We start from the raw sequence: 18,136 nt of genomic DNA, 5'->3' as shown, positions 1-18,136 counted from the left end.
CCCTGCGAATAAGGCGTTGGTGCCAAGCAGCAAATCGCCAAATTTACAATTCGCGCGCGATTCCCGGCAACGCCGGCACAAAGCGGACGTCGACCAATTCCTTGCGGTCGAAGCGGTTCTCGGTCCGCACCACGCGGACGAGGGTCTGGATACCCTGATGCGGCCCGACCGGGGCGATCAGGATGCCGCCGGGTTCGAGCCGCTCCAAGAGCTTCTCCGGGATCTGCTCCATCGCCGCGGTGACGATGATGCGGTCGAAGTCGCCTGCCCCGGCCGGAACGTCGAAACCGTCCCCGAGCAGCACCTCGATATTGTAATAACCCAGCTTTTCGAGGCGCTTGCGGGCGCCGTCGGCCAGCGTCCGGTAGCGCTCGATGGTCAGCACCTGCTTGCACAACCGGGACAGCACGGCCGCCTGATAGCCCGAGCCGGTGCCGATTTCGAGCACGCGATGGTCCTGCTGCAGTTTCAACTGCTCGGTCATGTAGGCCACGACGAAAGGCTGGCTGATGGTCTGCCCACAGGCGATAGCAAGCGCGCTGTCGCGATAGGCCTCGTTGCGATCGCGCGGATCGACGAAGACCTCGCGCGGCACCTCCTCCATCGTACGCAGCACCGCCTGATCGCTCACCCCACGCCGCCGCAGGGTCAGCTGAAACATCATCTTCTCGGTCGGATCGGGGTTCACGGCCATGTTCATCAGCGTCTCTGGGCGGCAGCGCGGAATCTTGCCCTCTAGTGTGCTGAATGCGAAGTTCGTGCGATTTCGCGGCAGCCACTTTCACGAACTTCGCATTCATAAAGCACACTAGAATCATAAGTTTGCTAGTGTCCTTATCGAATCCGAAGTTCGCTCCGAAGGTGCGGCAAATGATGCGAACTTCGGATTCGGGACACTAGATGCCATTGAAATCCGAAATACCGCGTTAAGGAAAAATTTCCCGTCGCGTTTTGTTCCCGGCCAGGAACCATCGCCAGATTTGGCATTGGCGCCGGCCCGGCCCCCTCACATATAATCGGCGGCGATGCGCAGTTAACGTCTGGGTGGCGCAGATCAGGGCGCTCGTAGGGCCAACACACCTCGTTGGCTGTTGGGCAAATCTTGCGCAGCAAAGCCCGCCAGCGCGATGCGGAAAACGCTGTGGCGCGCCGGAAAAGGACCAATTCCCGAACGTTTGCATTGCGCGCTGTAATGTTATTTGCGAGCCTGATTCAGGGAAGGGCAAGGATTCCATCATGACAGCGATACGGCCGGCGGGCTGTTCAGTTTTCCTCGTAGAGGACGAGGTCATGATCCGGATGATGGTCGCCGATATGCTGGAGGAACTCGGCCATAGCGTTGCGGCCGAGGCCGGCGAGATCGGCGAAGCGGTCAAGCTTGCGCAATCGACCGAATTCGACCTCGCGATCCTCGACGTCAACGTCAATGGCAAGGTGATCACCCCGGTCGCCGAACTGATCAACGCCCGCAACCGCCCCTTCATCTTCGCGACCGGCTATGGCTCGTCCGGCCTGCCTCCGGAGTATCGCGACCGTCCGGCGCTGCAAAAGCCCTTCCAGCTGGAAACGCTGGCCCAAGTGATCTCCAGCGCGATGAAGGGCGCGCCGGTCTAGCCGCAAGTTGCGCACGTAGCCCGGATGGAGCGAAGCGTAATCCGGGGACTTCACAATACGGGTCCCGGATTTCGCTTCGCTCCATCCGGGCTACAGATTCCCCGAGGATTACTTCAGCGTATCAATCAGCGTTTCCGAAAATGCTTCATCGGTGCGGTCGAGCCGCAGCGGTGTGACCGAGACGTAGCGCGCCGCAAGCGCGGCGAGATCGGTGCCTTCGGCCGGCGCATCCATCATCGCCGCGCGCTCGAAGCCGATCCAGAAATATGGATTGCCGCGTCCGTCGTGACGGCGATCGATCTTCAGGAACCCCTGATTGCGCTTGCCCTGCCGCGTGATCCGGATGCCCTTCACGTCATCGGGCATGCAGGACGGGAAGTTGACGTTGATGACGGTGTTTCTGGGGACGCCGGCGCCGATCACCTTGCGAATGATGTCGGGCCCGAATTTCAACGCGGTGTCCCACAGCGGCGCGTTGCGCGTCTCAATCGAGAATTCCTGCGACAGCGCGAATGACGGAAAGCCCAGAATGGTGCCTTCGAGCGCGCCGGCGATGGTGCCGGAATAGACCACGTCCTCGGCGACGTTGCGGCCCTTGTTGACGCCGCTCAGCACGAGATCGGGCAGCTTGTCTCCGAGAATGTGGCGCGCGCCCATGATGACGCAATCGGTCGGCGTGCCGCGCACCGCGAAGTGACGCGGGCTGACCTCGCGCAGACGCAGCGGATCGTTGAGCGACAGCGAATGCGAGACGCCGGACTGATCGAGCTCGGGGGCAACGATCCAGACGTCGTCGGACAACGCGCGTGCGATCTGCTCGACGACCTGCAGGCCTGGAGCATGGATGCCGTCATCATTGGTGCAGAGAATTCGCATCCGTCAAAGTGCCTTTTGTTCCGATTCGGCGCGGGTATCTTACGCTGCGGCTTCTTGAGTTGACTGCCGTCTTAACCGGCTAGGGCCGCGGAGGCAAACCTGGCGATGGCCCGCGCCATCGTGCCGACGTCACGCGCCATGGACGGACAAATCGCGCGCTGCCGGCGATCTTGCGCTCGAACACCGGCCAGGCTGCTCTGGCCGGCCGCCGAACAACCGCAATCACGGGCGTTGGCCGCGGCGCCTCTGGCACTTTGACCCGTGGGGTCTGACGCAGTTCGGCCCCGAGACCTCGGGACGCGACAGCTTCCGACCTTGGAGGCTCGGGCCTGGCAGGTTCAGGCTTGGCAGGTTCAGGCTTTGCTTCAACCTTGGGAGCTTCAGATTTGAGAGCTTCAACCTTGGGAGCTTCAACCTTGGGCGGCTCAACCCTCCGAGCTTCCGGCCTGGCCGGCTCAAGAGCAATTGGTGCGGTTTGGCGAGGCTCGGGCTCGGGAGGCTTCGGAAGCTCCGACGTGGGGAGCTCGGACTTCTTGATGGGATCGGCCGTGATGGAATCGGCCTTGATGGGATCAGCTTTGGCGGGCGCGGTCGTGAGCGACTCGGCCTTCGGAATTTCAAACGCGCGAGGCTCAGCCCTGGACGGTTCGGGGGCGACCCAAGCCGCTTGGGGGAGCTCGGACCTCGCCGGCTCGACCTTCCGAGGCTCAACCCTGAGCGGTTCGGGTTTGGGCGGCACCGGAGCGAGCGCTTCGCCCAGCGCCGTCGCAGCGGATTTCGATTTCAGCCTGGCCAGCAGCTCCTCGATCGAGGGCACCGATGTCGCGTCAAGCGGCGCGCGCGGCGCGGCCGGCGGCGTCGCCCGGACCGGCGGTGGCGGCGACCCAATCGGTGCAGGTGGTGGCGGCAGATCTGCCGGCGCCAATTGGGCGAACTTGCCGCGCGCGATCTCCAGCGCCTTGTCGAAGTCGGGCCTGTCGATCCAGGCCTTCGATTGCACCTCCGTCACGCGCGCGTCCCACAGGCGCGCGGCCTCGATGTCGTAATAGCCCATCTGCTTCTGATTGATCAGCTGCAGACCGTGGCCCGTGACGGCCCATTGTCGACCTAGCCAGTGGATGTCACGGTGCAGCGGCATCACACTGGCCTCGCCTCACATGCCGTGCTCGATGACCTTGAGCCCGCCCATATAGGGCTGCAGCACATCGGGCACCGCGATCGAACCATCTTGCTGCTGATAGGTCTCCATGACGGCGATCAGAGCGCGCCCGACCGCCGTGCCGGAGCCATTCAGCGTATGCACGAAGCGCGGCTTGCCGTCGGGGCCGCGATAGCGCGCGTCCATGCGACGGGCCTGGAAATCGCCGCATACCGAGCAGCTCGAAATCTCGCGATAAGCGCCGCCGTCGCCCTGCCCCGGCATCCACACCTCGATGTCGTAGGTCTTCTGCGCGGAGAAGCCCATGTCGCCGGCGCACAGCGTCATCACGCGATAATGCAGGTCGAGCTTCTGCAGCACCTGCTCGGCGCAGGACAGCATGCGCTCGAGCTCATCCTTGCCGGCTTCCGGCGTCGTGATCGACACCAGCTCCACCTTTGTGAACTGGTGCTGGCGGATCATGCCGCGCGTATCGCGTCCCGCCGCGCCGGCTTCGGCACGGAAGCACGGCGTCAGCGCGGTGAGCCGCATCGGCAGCTCCTTCTCGTCGAGGATGGATTCGCGCGCGAGGTTGGTCAGCGAGACTTCCGCGGTCGGGATCAGGCCGAGGCGCTCGCTGCGCAGATCGGCATTCGGCGACGCGAGCAATTCGCCCTTGATCGCCCAGAACTGGTCGTCCTCGAATTTCGGCAACTGACCGGTGCCGAACATCACGGCGTCGCGCACCAGCAGCGGCGGATTAATCTCGGTATAGCCATGCTCGCCGGTGTGCAGGTCGAGCATGAACTGTCCGATCGCACGCTCGAGCCGCGCCAGGCCCTTCTTCAGCACGACGAAGCGTGCGCCGGACAGTTTCGCCGCCGCCTCGAAATCCATATAGCCGAGCGCGGTGCCGAGATCGTCATGCAGCTTCGGCGCAAAGCCGTAGTCGCGCTTCTTCCCGTACACGTGGTGCTCGACATTGCCGTACTCGTCGGTGCCGTCGGGCACCTCGTCGAGCGGCAGGTTCGGAATCGACGACAGCTCTTTGGTCAGCTCGTCATCGGACGATTTCGCCGCCAGCTCGAGCTCCGGCATCGTGGTCTTCAGCTCGGCGACTTCAGCCATCAGCTTGGCCGCGCGCGCCTCGTCCTTCGCCTTCTTGGCCTCGCCGATCTCCTTCGAGGCCGCATTGCGCCGCGCCTGGGCCTGCTCCGACGCCAGGATCGCCGCCCGTCGCTTCTCGTCGATCGCCAGCAGCGACGGCGACAGGGCCTCTAGCCCGCGGCGCTTCAGGCCGGCGTCGAAGGCTGTCGGGTTGTCGCGGATCGCTTTGATGTCGTGCATGGGTCAGTCCTGGCAGGCTATGCGTAAGCAACCAACCATTGCGTTGGCAAACTACGGCTATGTAGTTCCACTATCACGACCCTCATCGTCAGCGAAAGCGGGTGATCCGGTATTCCAGAGACGTCGGCGTGTCACCGGGAAGCCGCAGCGTACTGGATACCCCGCTTTCGCGGGGTATGACACCGACTGTGAGGTGAAATCACCCTACTCGGCCGGATTGGTCGCCGACGGCGCCCCGGACGAGGCGGTCGAGGTCGCGGCCTTCTTCTCCACGATCCGGACCGCGATGATGGCGCCCTCGTAGAGCGCGAGCAGCGGGATCGCGAGCGAGGCCTGGCTCAGCACGTCGGGCGGTGTCAGCACGGCGGCGATGATGAAGGCGATCACGATGAAGTAGCGCCGCTTCTCCTTCAGCATCTTCGAGGTGACGATGCCGATGCGGCCGAGCAGCGTCAGGATCACCGGCAGCTGGAACGCGATGCCGAAGGCGAAGATCAGCGACATCATCAGCGAAAGATATTCGCCGACCTTGGGCAGCAGCTGGATCTGCGCGGTCTCCGCGCCGCCGGCCTGCTGCATGCCGAGCGAGAATCGCACCAGCATCGGCAGCACGACGAAATAGACCAGCGCCGCGCCCATCACGAAGAACACCGGAGTGGCGATCAGGTATGGCAGGAACGCGTTGCGCTCATGACGGTAGAGACCGGGCGCGACGAATTTGTAGATCTGGGTGGCGACGATCGGAAACGAGATGAACCCAGCGCCGAACAATGCGAGCTTCAGCTGGGTGATGAAATATTCCAGCAGCGCGGTGTAGATGAACTTCGAATTCTCCGGCCCCGCGATCCAGACGAACGGCCAGACCAGCACGTTGTAGATCTGCTTGGCGAAGAAGAAGCAGATGATGAAGGCCACGCCGAAGCCGAGCAGCGCCTTGATCAGCCGCGAGCGCAGCTCGATCAGGTGATCCATCAAGGGGGCCTTGCTGGCCTCGATGTCTTCGGCGCTCATGACGCCCTCGCGTCCTTGCGCACATCGGGCTGCGCCGGCGTCACGTCCTGCGGCGACGGCTCGGCCTTCACCTCATTGGTGATCGCGAGCGGCTCGCTGGCGGCAGCATGCGCCTCGGCCTCGACGAAGGTTTCCGGCGTCGGCTCGGCAGGAGTCGTGGGCGTCACCGGTGCGTCACTTGACGTCACAAGTGCGTCGCTCGACGTCACCGGTGCGTCGATCGCGGACGCGACCTGCGCATCGACCGGCTTGTCGATCTGCAGGGCGTCGCTGACGTCCTTCTGCAGCGAAGTCATGATGTTGCCGCTGGTGATGCCGGTTGCGGCCTCCTTGACCTCGTCAAAGCTCTTCTTGAGGTCGGCCATCTCGGCCTCGCGCATGGCTTCCTGGAACTGGCCCTGGAATTCGGAGGCCATCTTGCGGGCCTTGCCCATCCATTGCCCGACCATGCGCAGCACGCCCGGCAGTTCTTTCGGGCCGATGGCGATCAGCGCGACGACCGCGATGACGACCAGTTCACTCCACCCGATATCGAACATGAATTCTTCCGCCTAAGCGCGCCGCCATCGGCCCCATCGCTCCCATCAGGATCTGGGGCTGCCGGCGCCTTTTCTCAATCGGCGTCCATAGCGCGTCTGTGCGACGGCGTCACCGTTTCGCGCAAGAAAAAACGTCGAAATATGCGTCAGTACAAGCGCGTTAGACGGCCTTGCTGCCGACGTCCTGGCGCGCGGCCGACGGCGCCGCATTGTGATCGATCGACTTCGTGGGCTCGGTCTTCTCGGCGACCTTGTCGTCGTCCTGCATGCCCTTCTTGAAGGCCTTGATGCCCTGGGCGACGTCACCCATCAGATCAGAAATCTTGCCGCGTCCGAACAGCAGCAGGACCACTGCGATCACGACGATCCAGTGCCAAATGCTCAACGAACCCATCCTGCAACCCTCCAGAAATGGCCGGCGGACCGGCCTGAACTTTGCCGGAAGGTAGGCCCGCGGGGTGTCAAAAACAAGGACCTCGGCCGCGGCAAATCGCTGTCGCGGCTACGTAATATTGCTAGCCTTAACCGGGAATATTCAGGCTTATTCGCCCTTGTCCTCGGTGTCGGCGTCATCACCCGCGTGGTCGGCGCGGTCTTCCGGCTCGCCCGCGTCGGGTTCGGCCGCATCCGCGTCAGAGGCAACGTCCGCCTCGACCTCGACCTGAGCGGTCGTTTCGACCTCGGCAGTCCCAACCTCATCGGTCGTTTCTGCGTCGGCTTTCGGTTCCTCGGCTTCCGGCTCGACGGCCGGCGCCAGCAGCAGTTCCAGCGTATCACCCGGCTCGAGCGGCTCCTCGTCCTCCCGCAGCGTCGCGTCATCCGACGGCGACGGAACGGAAAATCCGGTCGGCAGACGCGAGTCGAGCAGACCCGTGCCCTTCAGCTCCTCGAGCCCCGGCAGGTCGCCGAGCGCTTCCAGGCTGAACTGCGACAGGAACGCGTCGGTGGTTCCGAAGGTGAGCGGACGGCCCGGCGTCTTGCGGCGGCCGCGCGGGCGGATCCAGCCGGTCTCGAGCAGCACGTCGATCGTGCCCTTCGACGTGACCACGCCGCGAATCTCTTCGATCTCGGCGCGAGTCACCGGCTGGTGATAGGCGACGATCGCCAGCACCTCGATCGCGGCACGCGACAGCTTCCGGGTTTCGGTGCTCTCGCGCGTCATCAGCCACGACAGATCGCCGGCGGTGCGGAACGTCCACTTGTTGGCGACACGCACCAGATTGACGCCGCGCGGCGCGTATTCCGCCTGCAGCTGCGCGAGCGCCGCCTTGACGTCGACGCCGTCGGGCATCCGCTTTGCCAGCGTTGCCTGATCGATCGGCTCGGCCGATGCAAACAACAGGGCTTCCAGGAGCCGCAATTCCTCAGGACGCGCCACCGGATCCATAGGAGAAACCTCCTCCTCGGGCTCTTCTCTGCGCACTTCCGCCAAGCTTGCCATGGGCTTGCTCTCCTTCTTCCACTTACTCAACCGACAGGTCCGGCGCTGCCATTGCGGCCTGCGCTTGACGCTTTCGGAAATAGATCGGCGCGAACGCCTGCTTCTGGTTGATCTCCATCTCGCCCTCGCGAACCAGCTCGAGCGCGGCAGCGAAGCTCGATGCGAACACCGTCGCCTTCTGGGTGGGATCGGCGACGTAATTCATCAGATACTCGTCGAGGCAGCTCCAGTCCTCGGCGATGCCGACCAGCCGCTCCAGCGACGCACGCGCTTCGGCCAGCGACCATACGGTACGCTTTTGCAGATGAACCGTCGTCAGCACGCGCGACTGGCGCTGCGTGGCGTAGGCCGACAGCAGGTCGTACAGGGTCGCGGTGAACTTCGGATGCTTGATCTCGGCGATCGATTCCGGATTGCCGCGCGGAAAAATATCGCGCTGGAACTGGGGCCGGTTCATCAGCCGGTTCGCCGCCTCGCGGATCGCCTCCAGCCGGCGCAACCGGTTGGCGAGCGCGGTCGCCATTTCCTCGGCGCTCGGCCCCTCCGCGCTCGGCGGCTCGGGCAGCAGGAGCCGCGACTTCAGGAACGCCAGCCACGCCGCCATCACCAGATAGTCGGCCGCAAGCTCGAGGCGAATCTTGCGGGCAGCCTCGATGAACGAAAGATACTGGTCGGCAAGCGCAAGGATCGAGATCTTCGACAGGTCGACCTTCTGCTGCCGCGCCAGCGTCAACAGCAGGTCGAGCGGGCCCTCATAGCCCTCGACGTCGACCACCAGCGCCGGTTCGCCCTCGGCGAGGTCGGCCGGCCGCCCGGTATCAAACGAAAGAATTTCAGCGGTCATGCCGTCCCTACCCGATCCAACAACGCATCCAGTTCAGCCCGTGCCGCCTGCCGGTCGAGCGGCTGAGGCGGCTTGCGCGCGGCGAGCGTCGCCTTGGCGCGCTCAAGCGCCTTGCCGGTCAGTTCCGGCGTTTCGCGTGCGACCTCGCGCATCTCGTCAATATTGCCGTTGCAGTGCAGAACCATGTCGCAACCGGCGGTGACGATGGCGCGGGTCCGCTCGGCAATCGATCCGGCCAGAGCATTCATCGACACGTCATCACTCATCAACAAACCCTGGAACCCGATCAGGCCGCGAATCACCTGTTCGACGATTGTCGCAGAAGTCGTCGCCGGATGGACGGGGTCGAGCGCGCTAAACACAACATGTGCAGTCATGGCCATCGGCAGATCGGCAAGCGGCTGGAACGCAGCAAAATCGGTCCGTTCCAGCTCGGCCTTGGCGGTATCGACCGTCGGAAGCCGGAAATGGCTGTCCGCGGTGGCCCGGCCATGGCCGGGAATATGCTTGAGAACCGGCAATACCCCGCCCTGTTCCAGCCCGTCCGTGACCGCCTGGGCGATCGCCGCGACCTTGCCGGGTTCAGTTCCATAGGCCCGGTTGCCGATCACCGCATCCGCCCCGGCCACGGGAACGTCGGCCAAAGGCAGGCAATCGACAGTGATTCCGAGGTCGGTCAGATCGGCCGCAATCAGCCGTGAGCTGAGCCGGGCTGCCGCAAGCCCGAGCTTCGGATCGATGTCGTAGAGCGCCCCAAAGCTCGCGCCCGGCGGATAGGCCGGCCAATGCGGCGGACCAAGCCGCTGCACCCGCCCGCCTTCCTGGTCGATCAGGACCGGAGCATCGGAAACGCCGACTGCGGACCGGAGTTCCCCAACAAGAGCCGCCACTTGGGCAGGACTCTCGATGTTGCGCTTGAACAGGATGAAGCCCCATGGCCGCTCGGCGCGAATGAATTCGCGCTCGGCGTCGTTGAGGATCAGCCCGGATATGCCCGTGATGAATGCGCGGTTCGTCATTCGGCCGATTAGGCCGTATGCAGCTCACGGGTCAAGGAAACGGCCTTTAATTTCTTTGGATGAGGCACTGCGGTCCACCCGCCGACATCAGGCTCTTGCACACTTGGCTCGCCTCTTCCGAGGACGCGAACGGGCCCGCGAAGGCGCGGTAGTAGACGCCTTTCTCTCCGAGATCGACGCGCTTCACCACCAAGGGCTGCGAACCGAGCACGTTGCGATACTTGCCCTGCAGCGTCCGGTACGACGCCTGGGCGTCCGCCTCGTTCTTCTGCGAGGAGACCTGGACCAGATATCCGCCGCCCCCAACCGGAGCCGCCGAGGTCGAGGCCACCCGGGTCGGAGGTGCGGCCGGAGCCGCCTCAGCCTGGCCGGGAACAAGCGACATTGGCGAGTTGACGCTGGCGTTGGCCGCAGCCGGGTTGCCGCGCGACACCGGAGACTTCGCCGCCGCCGGAGGTTTCGCCGGCACGGTTGCGGTGGCCTGCGTGCCATCGGGCGTATCGCCCTTGACTGAAAGCGTGCGGACCTTGCGCGGCTCGTTGTTCGGCAACGTGCCGTTCGCGGTGATCGGCGCCGGCGCCGGCTGTGCCGTCTGCACGCTGGCGGGCGGCGGTGGATTCGCATTGGCGTTCAGCGGCGGAAACACGACGCGCGGTCCGGCGGTCTTCGAATTGACGTCGACCGGCGTCTCTTCGCGCGAAACGATCTTCTCGGTGCCGTCGCCCGTCGCCATGCGGTCCGGCGTCTTGGCCGGCGCGTCGGCCTGGGCCGGGATCACCTTGGTCGGCGTGTTGTCAGCCTTGATGATCGGCGGCTCACCGCTGCGGGGCGAGCCGACATAGGTCCGGTAGGCATACGCGCCACCGACACCGAACACGCCGAGCGCCAGCACCGCGGCGACCGTTATCAGGCCGCTGCGCCGCCGACGGGGCTCGGGTTCTTCCTCGTAGGCCTCCTCATAGGCATAGGGATCGTCCGGATAGGCGGGATCGCGCTGCAGGTCCTGCTCGCCGGCTTCCAGCTGGCCGTAGAGCGCGTCGTCATAGCGCGACGGATCCTGACTCTGACTGCCACTCTGATAGCGCGGCTCCTCGTCAAATGCCTCCGGCTGCCGAGGGGCCTCGACCGGCCGATACTGCGCCACCGGCGCGGGCGCGGGCTGCGCCTGCTGAGCCGCGTAGCGATGCAACGGATGCACCGGCTTCGGCTGGTAGTCCTGCTCGGGCTCTTCGTCTTCGATGTTCTGCACGGGAGGCGGAGCGACAGCCTCCTGCCGCGCGCGCTGCATCCAGGGCGGCGGGCCCGCGGGCGGCGCATCCTCGTCCGCGGCCTGCGGCTCGTATTGTTGCGGCCGCGCGTTGGCGCGCGACTGCAGCGGTCGCGGCGGCGGCTTGTTGGCGGAGCCGAAGGGATCCGTCTGGCCGATCAGCCGTGCCAGTTCGGCAAGCGGATCGCTGTCGGCCTTGGAAGCCGTGTCGGCGGGAAAATGTCGGTCCTGATATCGATCAGCCATTGTGATGATGCATCCCCTTCGGGACAGCGCCAAGATCGCCGGCACAGCCGGTCCGTACGAGTTGGCCTCTGCCAGATGCCCTCACAAATCCCCACTCGTGAGGGCCTAATGCCCCTGCCTACCGCATCTCGGTCGGAGCGTGGACGCCTAGAACAGCTAAGCCCGATGCCAGAACCGAGACGACGCCCTGAACCATTGCCAGTCGCGCCCTCGTGATCTCTGCATCATTATTGATAATGAAGCGTAAATAGGGCAAATCGCGCCCCTTGGTCCAAAGCGCATGAAATTCACTGGCCAAATCATAGAGATAAAAAGCGATTCGGTGCGGCTCATGCGCCACCGCCGCAGCCTCGATCATCCGCGGATAAAGCGCAAGCCGCTTGAGCAGCTCGAGCTCGGCCGGGTCGGTCAGCCGCTCGACCGTAACATTACGGAGATAGGCCAGCCGGGCCTCATCGGTCTCGGGCAGATCGGAAACCGCTTCCTCCCGCGCGTTGCGGAAGATCGAATGGCCGCGGGCGTGGCCGTACTGGACGTAGAAGACCGCGTTGTCCTTTGACTGCTCGATCACCTTGGCGAGGTCGAAATCGAGCACCGCGTCGTTCTTGCGGAACAACATCATGAATCGGACAGCGTCGGAGCCGACCTCGTCGACCACCTCGCGCAGCGTGACGAATTCGCCGGACCGCTTCGACATCTTCACCGGCTCGCCGTCGCGCAACAGCTTCACGAGCTGCACGATCTTGACGTCGAGCACAGCCTTGCCCGCGGTCACCGCCTTCACGGCGGCCTGCATGCGCTTGATGTAGCCACCATGATCGGCGCCGAACACGTCGATCAGATTGGTGAAGCCACGCTCGAATTTGTAGCGGTGGTTGGCGATGTCGGATGCGAAGTAGGTGTAGGAGCCGTCCGACTTGATCAGCGGACGATCGACGTCGTCGCCATAGGCGGTGGCGCGGAACAGCGACTGCTCGCGGTCCTCGTAGTCCTCGACCGGCTTGCCCTTCGGGGGCGGCAGGCGGCCCTCGTAGATGTCGCCCTTGGCGCGCAGGAAATCGATGGTCTCGGCGACCTTGTTGTTGCCTGACGTGATAAGCGAGCGCTCGGAGAAGAACACGTCGTGATGGATATTGAGCGCGGCGAGATCGCCCTTGATCATCTCCATCATCATCGCGATCGCCTTGTCGCGCACGATCGGAAGCCACTCGGCTTCGCTCATGTCGAGCAGCTTCTCGCCATATTCCTCGGCGAGCGCCTCGCCGACCGGCACGAGGTAATCGCCGGGATAGAGCCCTTCCGGGATCGCGCCGATGTCCTGGCCCAGCGCCTCGCGGTAGCGCAGGAACGCCGAGCGCGCGAGCACGTCGACCTGGGCGCCGGCATCGTTGATGTAATACTCGCGGCAGACGTCGAAGCCGGCGAACTGCAGCAGGCTGCACAGAGCGTCGCCGAACACGGCGCCGCGGCAATGGCCGACATGCATCGGTCCGGTCGGGTTGGCCGAGACATATTCGACATTGACCTTCTCGGCCTTGCCGATGTCGCTGCGCCCGTAAGCCGAGCCGGCGGCCAGCACGGCACGCAGCGCGTCCGCCCAGACCTGCGGCTTCAAGGTCAGGTTGATGAAGCCGGGCCCGGCGACATCGACCGAGGCCACCAGCGCATCGGCGCGCAGCCGGTCGGCGATCTTGTCGGCGAGCTCGCGCGGCTTGGCCTTGGCATCCTTGGCGAGCACCATCGCGGCATTGGTCGCCATGTCGCCATGGCTGGCGTCGCGCGGCGGCTCCACCACGACGCGGGACAGATCGATGCCGGCGGGCCAATTGTCCTCGGTTGCGAGCGCGGCACAGATCGCGTGCACGCGCGTCAGCATGTCGGCAAAAAGGTGTGGTGAAGCAGTGGTGTCGGCCATGGCAGGGCGCTAACGCAAATCCGGGGTCGAGTCAAAAAGCCTTTGGTGCTCGATCAGGGCGAAACGGTCGGTCATCCCGGCAATGAAATTGCCGATCCGCCTGTTCCGAGCGCTCCCGGTCTCCTGCACGCTGCCCTCGATCCATTCCGCCGGCAGGTCTTCCGGCGATTGCTGGTAGCGCTCGAACAGATTGCGGACCACCTTCTCGGCCTCCCCCATCACCAGCATCACCCGCTTGTGGCGATACATCCGCCGGAACAGGAACGCCTTGATCGCCGCCTCCTGCTCCGCCACCTCGGACGGAAACGCGATCAGCGGGGTATTGTGGTGGCGCACGTCATGGGCCGATTGCGGCTGCGCGGCCGCGAGGCGCCGGCTCGCCTCGTTGAAGACCGCGCTGATGAAGTGTGAGATCAGCTCACGCACCAGTTCGGCGCCGCGCCGGACCTCGTCGAGCCCGGGATAGTGGCGGTCGATCTCGGCGATGATCTCAGCGGTCAGCGGCATCTCCTTGAGGTCGTCGACCGCGAACAGACCGGCACGCAGGCCGTCATCGATATCGTGCGCGTCGTAGGCGATGTCGTCGGCGAAGGCCGCGATCTGCGCCTCGAGCGAGGCATAGCTCCAGAGCTCGAGGTCGTGGCCCTTGTTGTAGTCGGCAATTCCGATCGGGATTCCACTCACCAGGTAGCGGCCGGCGGGTGCGCCACCGCGCTCGGTCAGCGGACCGTTGTGCTTGACGATCCCCTCGAGCGATTCCCAGGTCAGGTTCAGCCCGCCGAATTCGGGGTAGCGATGCTCCAGCGAGGTGACGACCCGCAGCGCCTGCGCATTATGGTCGAAGCCGCCGTCATCCCTGAGGCATTCGTCGAGCGCCCGCTCCCCGGCATGGCCGAACGGCGGATGGCCGAGGTCATGCGCCAGCGCCAGCGTCTCGGTCAGGTCCTCGTCGACCCCAAGTTGGCGGGCCAGCGCCCGGGCGATCTGCGCGACCTCCAGCGAATGGGTCAGCCGCGTGCGGTAGTGATCGCCTTCGTGGAAGACGAAGACCTGGGTCTTGTGCTTGAGGCGGCGGAACGCGGTGGAATGGATCACCCGGTCGCAGTCGCGCCGAAACGGGCTCCGGGTCCGGCTCGGCGGCTCCGCGACCAGCCGGCCGCGGCTGCGATCGGGGTCGCAGGCATAAGGCGCGCGGGGGGCAGCCATTCCGACCGACACTGTATTTTAGTCCTTATCCATTTGATTCCATGGTCCGACGCACTTAACTATGACTGAGGCGGCCGACCAAATGAATTGGGGATGACGCCGGGCCTGATCCGGATCAGATCATGCTCAAATAGGGTTTCGGAGACCGACATGACTGCTGCCATTACCGTCAGCGAACGGGCCGCCCGCCGTATCGGGCAGATCCTCAGCAAGGAAGGCGAAGGCGCCAAGCTGCGCATTTCGGTCGAGGGCGGCGGCTGCTCCGGTTTCCAGTACAAGTTCGACGTCGAGCGCACCCAGGCCGATGACGACCTCGTGATCGAGCGCGACAGCGCGGTGGTGCTGATCGATCCCGCCTCGGTCCCGTTCCTCGCAGGCTCGGAGGTCGACTTCGTCGACGACCTGATCGGCGCCTCGTTCCGCGTCGTCAATCCCAACGCCACCGCCTCCTGCGGCTGCGGCACCAGCTTCTCGATCTAACGCTTCGCGATCCCGAGCGGTTTCTCCCGGCGAGCCGGTTTCCGGCTCGCGCCGAACGCTCGGCTATTCCGCCGCGACCACCTGCGGCCGTTCGACGTCGCCGCCTGCCTCCGCCTGCGGGTCGAGCTTGCGGCGCAGCCTGCGGTCGATGCGGTCGAGATAGATGTAGATCACGGGCGTGATGAACAGCGTCAGCAGCTGCGACACGCAGAGGCCGCCGACCACGGCGACGCCGAGCGGTTGACGCAGTTCGGCGCCGGCACCCGCGCCGAGCGCGATCGGCAGCGTGCCGAAGATCGCCGCGAACGTCGTCATCATGATCGGACGGAAGCGCAGCAGTGCCGCCTCGCGGATCGCGTGCTCGGCGCTGAGGCCGACGCGGCGACGCTCCAGCGCGAAGTCGACCATCATGATCGCATTCTTCTTGACGATGCCGACCAGCATCACGATGCCGATCATCGCAATCACAGACAGCTCCATCCCGAACATCATCAGCGTCAGGATCGCGCCGATACCGGCCGACGGCAGGCCGGAGATGATGGTGATCGGGTGGATGAAGCTCTCGTAGAGAATGCCGAGGATCACGAAGGCTGCGAACACCGCGGCGAGGATCAGCACGCCCTGCCCGCGCAGCGAATCCTGGAACACCTGCGCGGTGCCGGAGAAGCCGGTCACAATCGTCGGCGGCAAATTCGCGGTCTGCTCGAGTTCGGTGATCTTGTCGACCGCGTAGCCGAGTGAGGTGCCCGGCGCGAGGTTGAACGAGATCGTCACCGCCGGCTGCTGGCCCTGGTGGTTGATCTGCAACGGCCCGACCGTCGGCACCAGCCTCGCCACCGCATCCAGCGGAATGGTCTGGTTGTTCGCGGTCTTCATGTAGAGCTTCGAGAGGTCGGACGGATCGACGCGGAACTGCGGCTGCACCTCGAGGATGATCTGGTAGTCATTCGACGGCATGTAGATGGTGCCGACCTGCCGCGCGCCATAGGCGTTGTAGAGCTGGTTGCGGACCTGATCCACGGTGACGCCGTAGACCGCCGCCTTCTCGCGGTCGATGTCGACCGTCATCTGCGGGTTCTTGATGTAGAGGTCGGTGGTAACGTCGAGCAAGCCCGGGATCTTCTCGATCTTGTCGCGCATCTCGGGCGCCAGCCGGTACAGCGCCTCGGTATCGCCGCTCTGCATCACATACTGATACTGGCTCTTCGAGATGCGGCCGCCGATGCTGAGGTTCTGGATGCTCTGGAAGAACGCCTGCATGCCCGGGATCTCGCGCGCCTTCTGCCGCAGACGGCCGATCACCACGGTGGCGTTGTCACGCATCTTCTGCGGCTTCAGCGCGATGAACAGACGGCCGTAATTCGCCGTCGGATTGGGACCGCCGGAGCCGACCGTAGAGTTGATGTACTCTATCGCCGGATCGGTCCGCAGCACCTCGACCAGCGCCTGCTGGCGCACCTTCATCGCCTCGAACGAGGTGTCGGTCGCAGCCTCCGTCACGCCGATCAGAAAGCCGGTGTCCTCCTGCGGGAAGAAGCCCTTCGGCACGATCATGTAGAGGTAGATGGTGCCGCCCAGCGTAGCCAGCGTCACCACCAGCATCAGGGCCTTCTTGGCCAGCACCCAATCCAGCGCCCATTCATAGGCCCGCAGCCAGGCCTCGAACATCGCCTCGAACGCCCGCAGCACGACGTTCGGCCGCTTGGTCGCGTCATGCGTGCGCAGCACGCGGGCGCACAGCATCGGCGTCAAGGTCAGCGACACGAAGCCGGACACGATGATGGCGACCGAGATCGTCACCGCGAATTCGCGGAACACGCGGCCGACGATGCCGCCCATCAGCAGCACCGGGATGAACACGGCGATCAGCGAGAAGGTGATCGAGATGATCGTGAAGCCGATCTCGCGGGCGCCCTTCAGCGCCGCCTCGAACGGCTTCATGCCGTGCTCGATATGGCGGACGATGTTCTCCAGCATGACGATGGCGTCGTCGACCACGAAGCCGACCGAGAGCGTCAGCGCCAGCAGCGTCATGTTGTTGATGGAGTAGTCCAGCGCGTACATCGCCGCGCAGGTGCCGAACAGCGAGATCGGCACCGCGAGCGCCGGGATGAAGGTCGCGGACGCCGAGCGCAGGAACAGGAAGATCACGAGGATCACGAGCCCGATCGCGATCAGCAGGGTCTCCTCGACGTCGCTGACCGCCTGGCGGATCGAGACCGAACGGTCCATCATGACCTGCATGGTCACCGAGGGCGGGATCGCGGCGCGCAGCGCCGGCAGCTTGGCCAGCACGGCGTCGACCACCGCCACGGTGTTGGCGTCGGGCTGCTTCTGGATCGCGAGCACGATCGCCCGCTCGTCGTTCATCCAGGTCGCGATCTTGTCGTTCTCGACGCTGTCATAGACCTTGGCGATCTCGTCGAGCCGGACCGGCGAGCCGTTGCGCCAGGCGACATAGATCTGGCGGTAGTCGGCCGCCTTGTCCATCTGGCCGGAGGCCTGCAGCGCGACGTCCTGCTTGGGGCCATTCAAGGTACCGACCGGCGTCGACGAATTGGCGCGCGACACCGCGGCGCGGATATCCTCCATCGAGACGCCGCGCGCGGCGGCGGCCTCCGGATCGGCCTGAACGCGGATGGCGAATTTCTGCGCGCCGTAGATCAAGACCTGGGCGACGCCCGGCAGCTGCGACAGTGCCTGCCCGATCGTGATGTCGCCGTATTCGTTGACGCTCGACAGCGGCAGCGTCGCCGAGCCGAGCGAGACGAACAGCACCGGGAAGTCCGCCGGGTTCACCTTCCGGAAGCTCGGCGGGATCGTCATCTCGATCGGCAGCCGTCGTTGCGCGATCGTCAACGCGGTCTGCACGTCGAGCGCGGCGGCATCGATGTTGCGGTTGAGGTCGAACTGGATGGTGATGACGCTCGTGCCCTGCGAGGAGTTCGAGGACATCGAGGAGATGCCGGCAATGGTCGAGAGCTGGCGCTCGATGATGCCGGCGACCGAGGCCGCCATGGTGTCGGCGCTGGCGCCGGGCAGGGTCGCGGTCACCGCGATGGTCGGGAAGTCCACCTTGGGCAGCGCCGAGACCGGCAGCAGGCGGAAGCCGAACACGCCGAATGCGATGATCGACGCCGTGATCAGCGTCGTCATGACCGGGCGGCGGATGCAAAGCTCGGAGAGCGTCATC

At 64.8% G+C, this 18,136-nt stretch carries 15 protein-coding genes and 1 pseudogene; 2 read left to right on the top strand and 14 right to left on the bottom strand.

Annotation, left to right across the window (positions count from 1 at the left end):
* Nucleotides 1–43: 43 nt before the first annotated feature.
* On the bottom strand, nucleotides 44–700 hold the full coding sequence (locus ACVIHF_RS14460; protein WP_253608699.1) for a protein-L-isoaspartate(D-aspartate) O-methyltransferase: 657 nt from the start codon (nucleotides 698–700) through the stop codon (nucleotides 44–46).
* A gap of 536 nt (nucleotides 701–1,236) precedes the next feature.
* Here ACVIHF_RS14460 and ACVIHF_RS14455 point away from each other — a divergent pair.
* A complete protein-coding gene (locus ACVIHF_RS14455) occupies nucleotides 1,237–1,614 on the top strand; it encodes a response regulator (RefSeq protein WP_026192734.1) in 378 nt (125 codons plus the stop codon).
* A 108-nt stretch (nucleotides 1,615–1,722) separates the two neighbouring features.
* Here ACVIHF_RS14455 and surE read toward each other — a convergent pair whose 3' ends face one another.
* The 12 genes and pseudogenes from surE to ACVIHF_RS14395 all read right to left on the bottom strand — a co-directional run bounded on the left by surE (nucleotide 1,723) and on the right by ACVIHF_RS14395 (nucleotide 14,475).
* On the bottom strand, nucleotides 1,723–2,490 hold the full coding sequence (surE, locus tag ACVIHF_RS14450; RefSeq protein ID WP_028332131.1) for a 5'/3'-nucleotidase SurE: 768 nt from the start codon (nucleotides 2,488–2,490) through the stop codon (nucleotides 1,723–1,725).
* Nucleotides 2,491–2,569: 79 nt separating this feature from the next.
* Complete coding sequence (locus tag ACVIHF_RS14445) at nucleotides 2,570–3,628, bottom strand: hypothetical protein (protein WP_456792187.1); 1,059 nt, start codon at nucleotides 3,626–3,628, stop codon at nucleotides 2,570–2,572.
* Nucleotides 3,629–3,643: 15 nt separating this feature from the next.
* Nucleotides 3,644–4,975 (bottom strand): serine--tRNA ligase, encoded by a 1,332-nt coding sequence (serS, locus tag ACVIHF_RS14440; protein WP_253608701.1) that lies wholly within the window; start codon nucleotides 4,973–4,975, stop codon nucleotides 3,644–3,646.
* 204 nt (nucleotides 4,976–5,179) lie between these two features.
* On the bottom strand, nucleotides 5,180–5,986 hold the full coding sequence (gene tatC / locus ACVIHF_RS14435; protein WP_028342074.1) for a twin-arginine translocase subunit TatC: 807 nt from the start codon (nucleotides 5,984–5,986) through the stop codon (nucleotides 5,180–5,182).
* A complete protein-coding gene (gene tatB / locus ACVIHF_RS14430; RefSeq protein ID WP_456780604.1) occupies nucleotides 5,983–6,525 on the bottom strand; it encodes a Sec-independent protein translocase protein TatB in 543 nt (180 codons plus the stop codon). The genes tatC and tatB overlap by 4 nt, the downstream gene beginning before the upstream one ends.
* 160 nt (nucleotides 6,526–6,685) lie before the next feature.
* Complete coding sequence (locus tag ACVIHF_RS14425; RefSeq protein ID WP_028332136.1) at nucleotides 6,686–6,919, bottom strand: twin-arginine translocase TatA/TatE family subunit; 234 nt, start codon at nucleotides 6,917–6,919, stop codon at nucleotides 6,686–6,688.
* 162 nt (nucleotides 6,920–7,081) lie between these two features.
* A pseudogene (gene scpB / locus ACVIHF_RS14420) lies at nucleotides 7,082–7,966 on the bottom strand (SMC-Scp complex subunit ScpB); the annotation flags it as partial.
* 22 nt (nucleotides 7,967–7,988) lie between these two features.
* On the bottom strand, nucleotides 7,989–8,810 hold the full coding sequence (locus ACVIHF_RS14415) for a segregation and condensation protein A (protein ID WP_050420355.1): 822 nt from the start codon (nucleotides 8,808–8,810) through the stop codon (nucleotides 7,989–7,991).
* Entirely contained in the window at nucleotides 8,807–9,829 is a 1,023-nt protein-coding gene (gene nagZ / locus ACVIHF_RS14410; RefSeq protein WP_253608703.1) for a beta-N-acetylhexosaminidase, read from the bottom strand. Before nagZ ends, ACVIHF_RS14415 begins: the two co-directional genes overlap by 4 nt.
* Nucleotides 9,830–9,875: 46 nt before the next feature.
* Nucleotides 9,876–11,342: an SPOR domain-containing protein gene (locus ACVIHF_RS14405; protein WP_253608704.1), complete on the bottom strand. Its 1,467-nt coding sequence runs from the start codon at nucleotides 11,340–11,342 to the stop codon at nucleotides 9,876–9,878.
* A 118-nt stretch (nucleotides 11,343–11,460) separates the two neighbouring features.
* Nucleotides 11,461–13,257 carry an arginine--tRNA ligase gene (argS, locus tag ACVIHF_RS14400; RefSeq protein ID WP_456780605.1) on the bottom strand — a complete coding sequence of 599 codons (1,797 nt, stop codon included), beginning with the start codon at nucleotides 13,255–13,257 and terminating at the stop codon, nucleotides 11,461–11,463.
* A gap of 9 nt (nucleotides 13,258–13,266) precedes the next feature.
* The gene (locus ACVIHF_RS14395) at nucleotides 13,267–14,475 is read right to left on the bottom strand and encodes a deoxyguanosinetriphosphate triphosphohydrolase (protein WP_456780606.1); all 1,209 of its coding nucleotides are present in this window, start codon (nucleotides 14,473–14,475) and stop codon (nucleotides 13,267–13,269) included.
* Between the two features lie 138 nt (nucleotides 14,476–14,613).
* Between ACVIHF_RS14395 and erpA the strand changes: the two genes are divergently transcribed.
* Nucleotides 14,614–14,943, top strand: coding sequence for an iron-sulfur cluster insertion protein ErpA (gene erpA, locus ACVIHF_RS14390; protein WP_016846874.1), 330 nt, complete (start codon nucleotides 14,614–14,616; stop codon nucleotides 14,941–14,943).
* A gap of 63 nt (nucleotides 14,944–15,006) precedes the next feature.
* Here erpA and ACVIHF_RS14385 read toward each other — a convergent pair whose 3' ends face one another.
* Nucleotides 15,007–18,135 carry an efflux RND transporter permease subunit gene (locus ACVIHF_RS14385; protein WP_253608707.1) on the bottom strand — a complete coding sequence of 1,043 codons (3,129 nt, stop codon included), beginning with the start codon at nucleotides 18,133–18,135 and terminating at the stop codon, nucleotides 15,007–15,009.
* Between the last annotated feature and the right edge of the window lies 1 nt (nucleotide 18,136).

Source organism: Bradyrhizobium sp. USDA 4506, from assembly GCF_054058795.1.
The sequence above is the reverse complement of the archived record's forward strand: the minus strand, read 5'-3'. Positions and strand labels throughout refer to the sequence as shown.

Coding starts and splice junctions, on each gene's coding strand:
- ACVIHF_RS14460 (WP_253608699.1), bottom strand. CDS start 700: ATGAACATGGCCGTGAACCCCGATCCGACCGAGAAGATGATGTTTCAG.
- ACVIHF_RS14455 (WP_026192734.1), top strand. CDS start 1,237: ATGACAGCGATACGGCCGGCGGGCTGTTCAGTTTTCCTCGTAGAGGAC.
- surE (WP_028332131.1), bottom strand. CDS start 2,490: ATGCGAATTCTCTGCACCAATGATGACGGCATCCATGCTCCAGGCCTG.
- ACVIHF_RS14445 (WP_456792187.1), bottom strand. CDS start 3,628: ATGCCGCTGCACCGTGACATCCACTGGCTAGGTCGACAATGGGCCGTC.
- serS (WP_253608701.1), bottom strand. CDS start 4,975: ATGCACGACATCAAAGCGATCCGCGACAACCCGACAGCCTTCGACGCC.
- tatC (WP_028342074.1), bottom strand. CDS start 5,986: ATGAGCGCCGAAGACATCGAGGCCAGCAAGGCCCCCTTGATGGATCAC.
- tatB (WP_456780604.1), bottom strand. CDS start 6,525: ATGTTCGATATCGGGTGGAGTGAACTGGTCGTCATCGCGGTCGTCGCG.
- ACVIHF_RS14425 (WP_028332136.1), bottom strand. CDS start 6,919: ATGGGTTCGTTGAGCATTTGGCACTGGATCGTCGTGATCGCAGTGGTC.
- ACVIHF_RS14415 (WP_050420355.1), bottom strand. CDS start 8,810: ATGACCGCTGAAATTCTTTCGTTTGATACCGGGCGGCCGGCCGACCTC.
- nagZ (WP_253608703.1), bottom strand. CDS start 9,829: ATGACGAACCGCGCATTCATCACGGGCATATCCGGGCTGATCCTCAAC.
- ACVIHF_RS14405 (WP_253608704.1), bottom strand. CDS start 11,342: ATGGCTGATCGATATCAGGACCGACATTTTCCCGCCGACACGGCTTCC.
- argS (WP_456780605.1), bottom strand. CDS start 13,257: ATGGCCGACACCACTGCTTCACCACACCTTTTTGCCGACATGCTGACG.
- erpA (WP_016846874.1), top strand. CDS start 14,614: ATGACTGCTGCCATTACCGTCAGCGAACGGGCCGCCCGCCGTATCGGG.
- ACVIHF_RS14385 (WP_253608707.1), bottom strand. CDS start 18,135: ATGACGCTCTCCGAGCTTTGCATCCGCCGCCCGGTCATGACGACGCTG.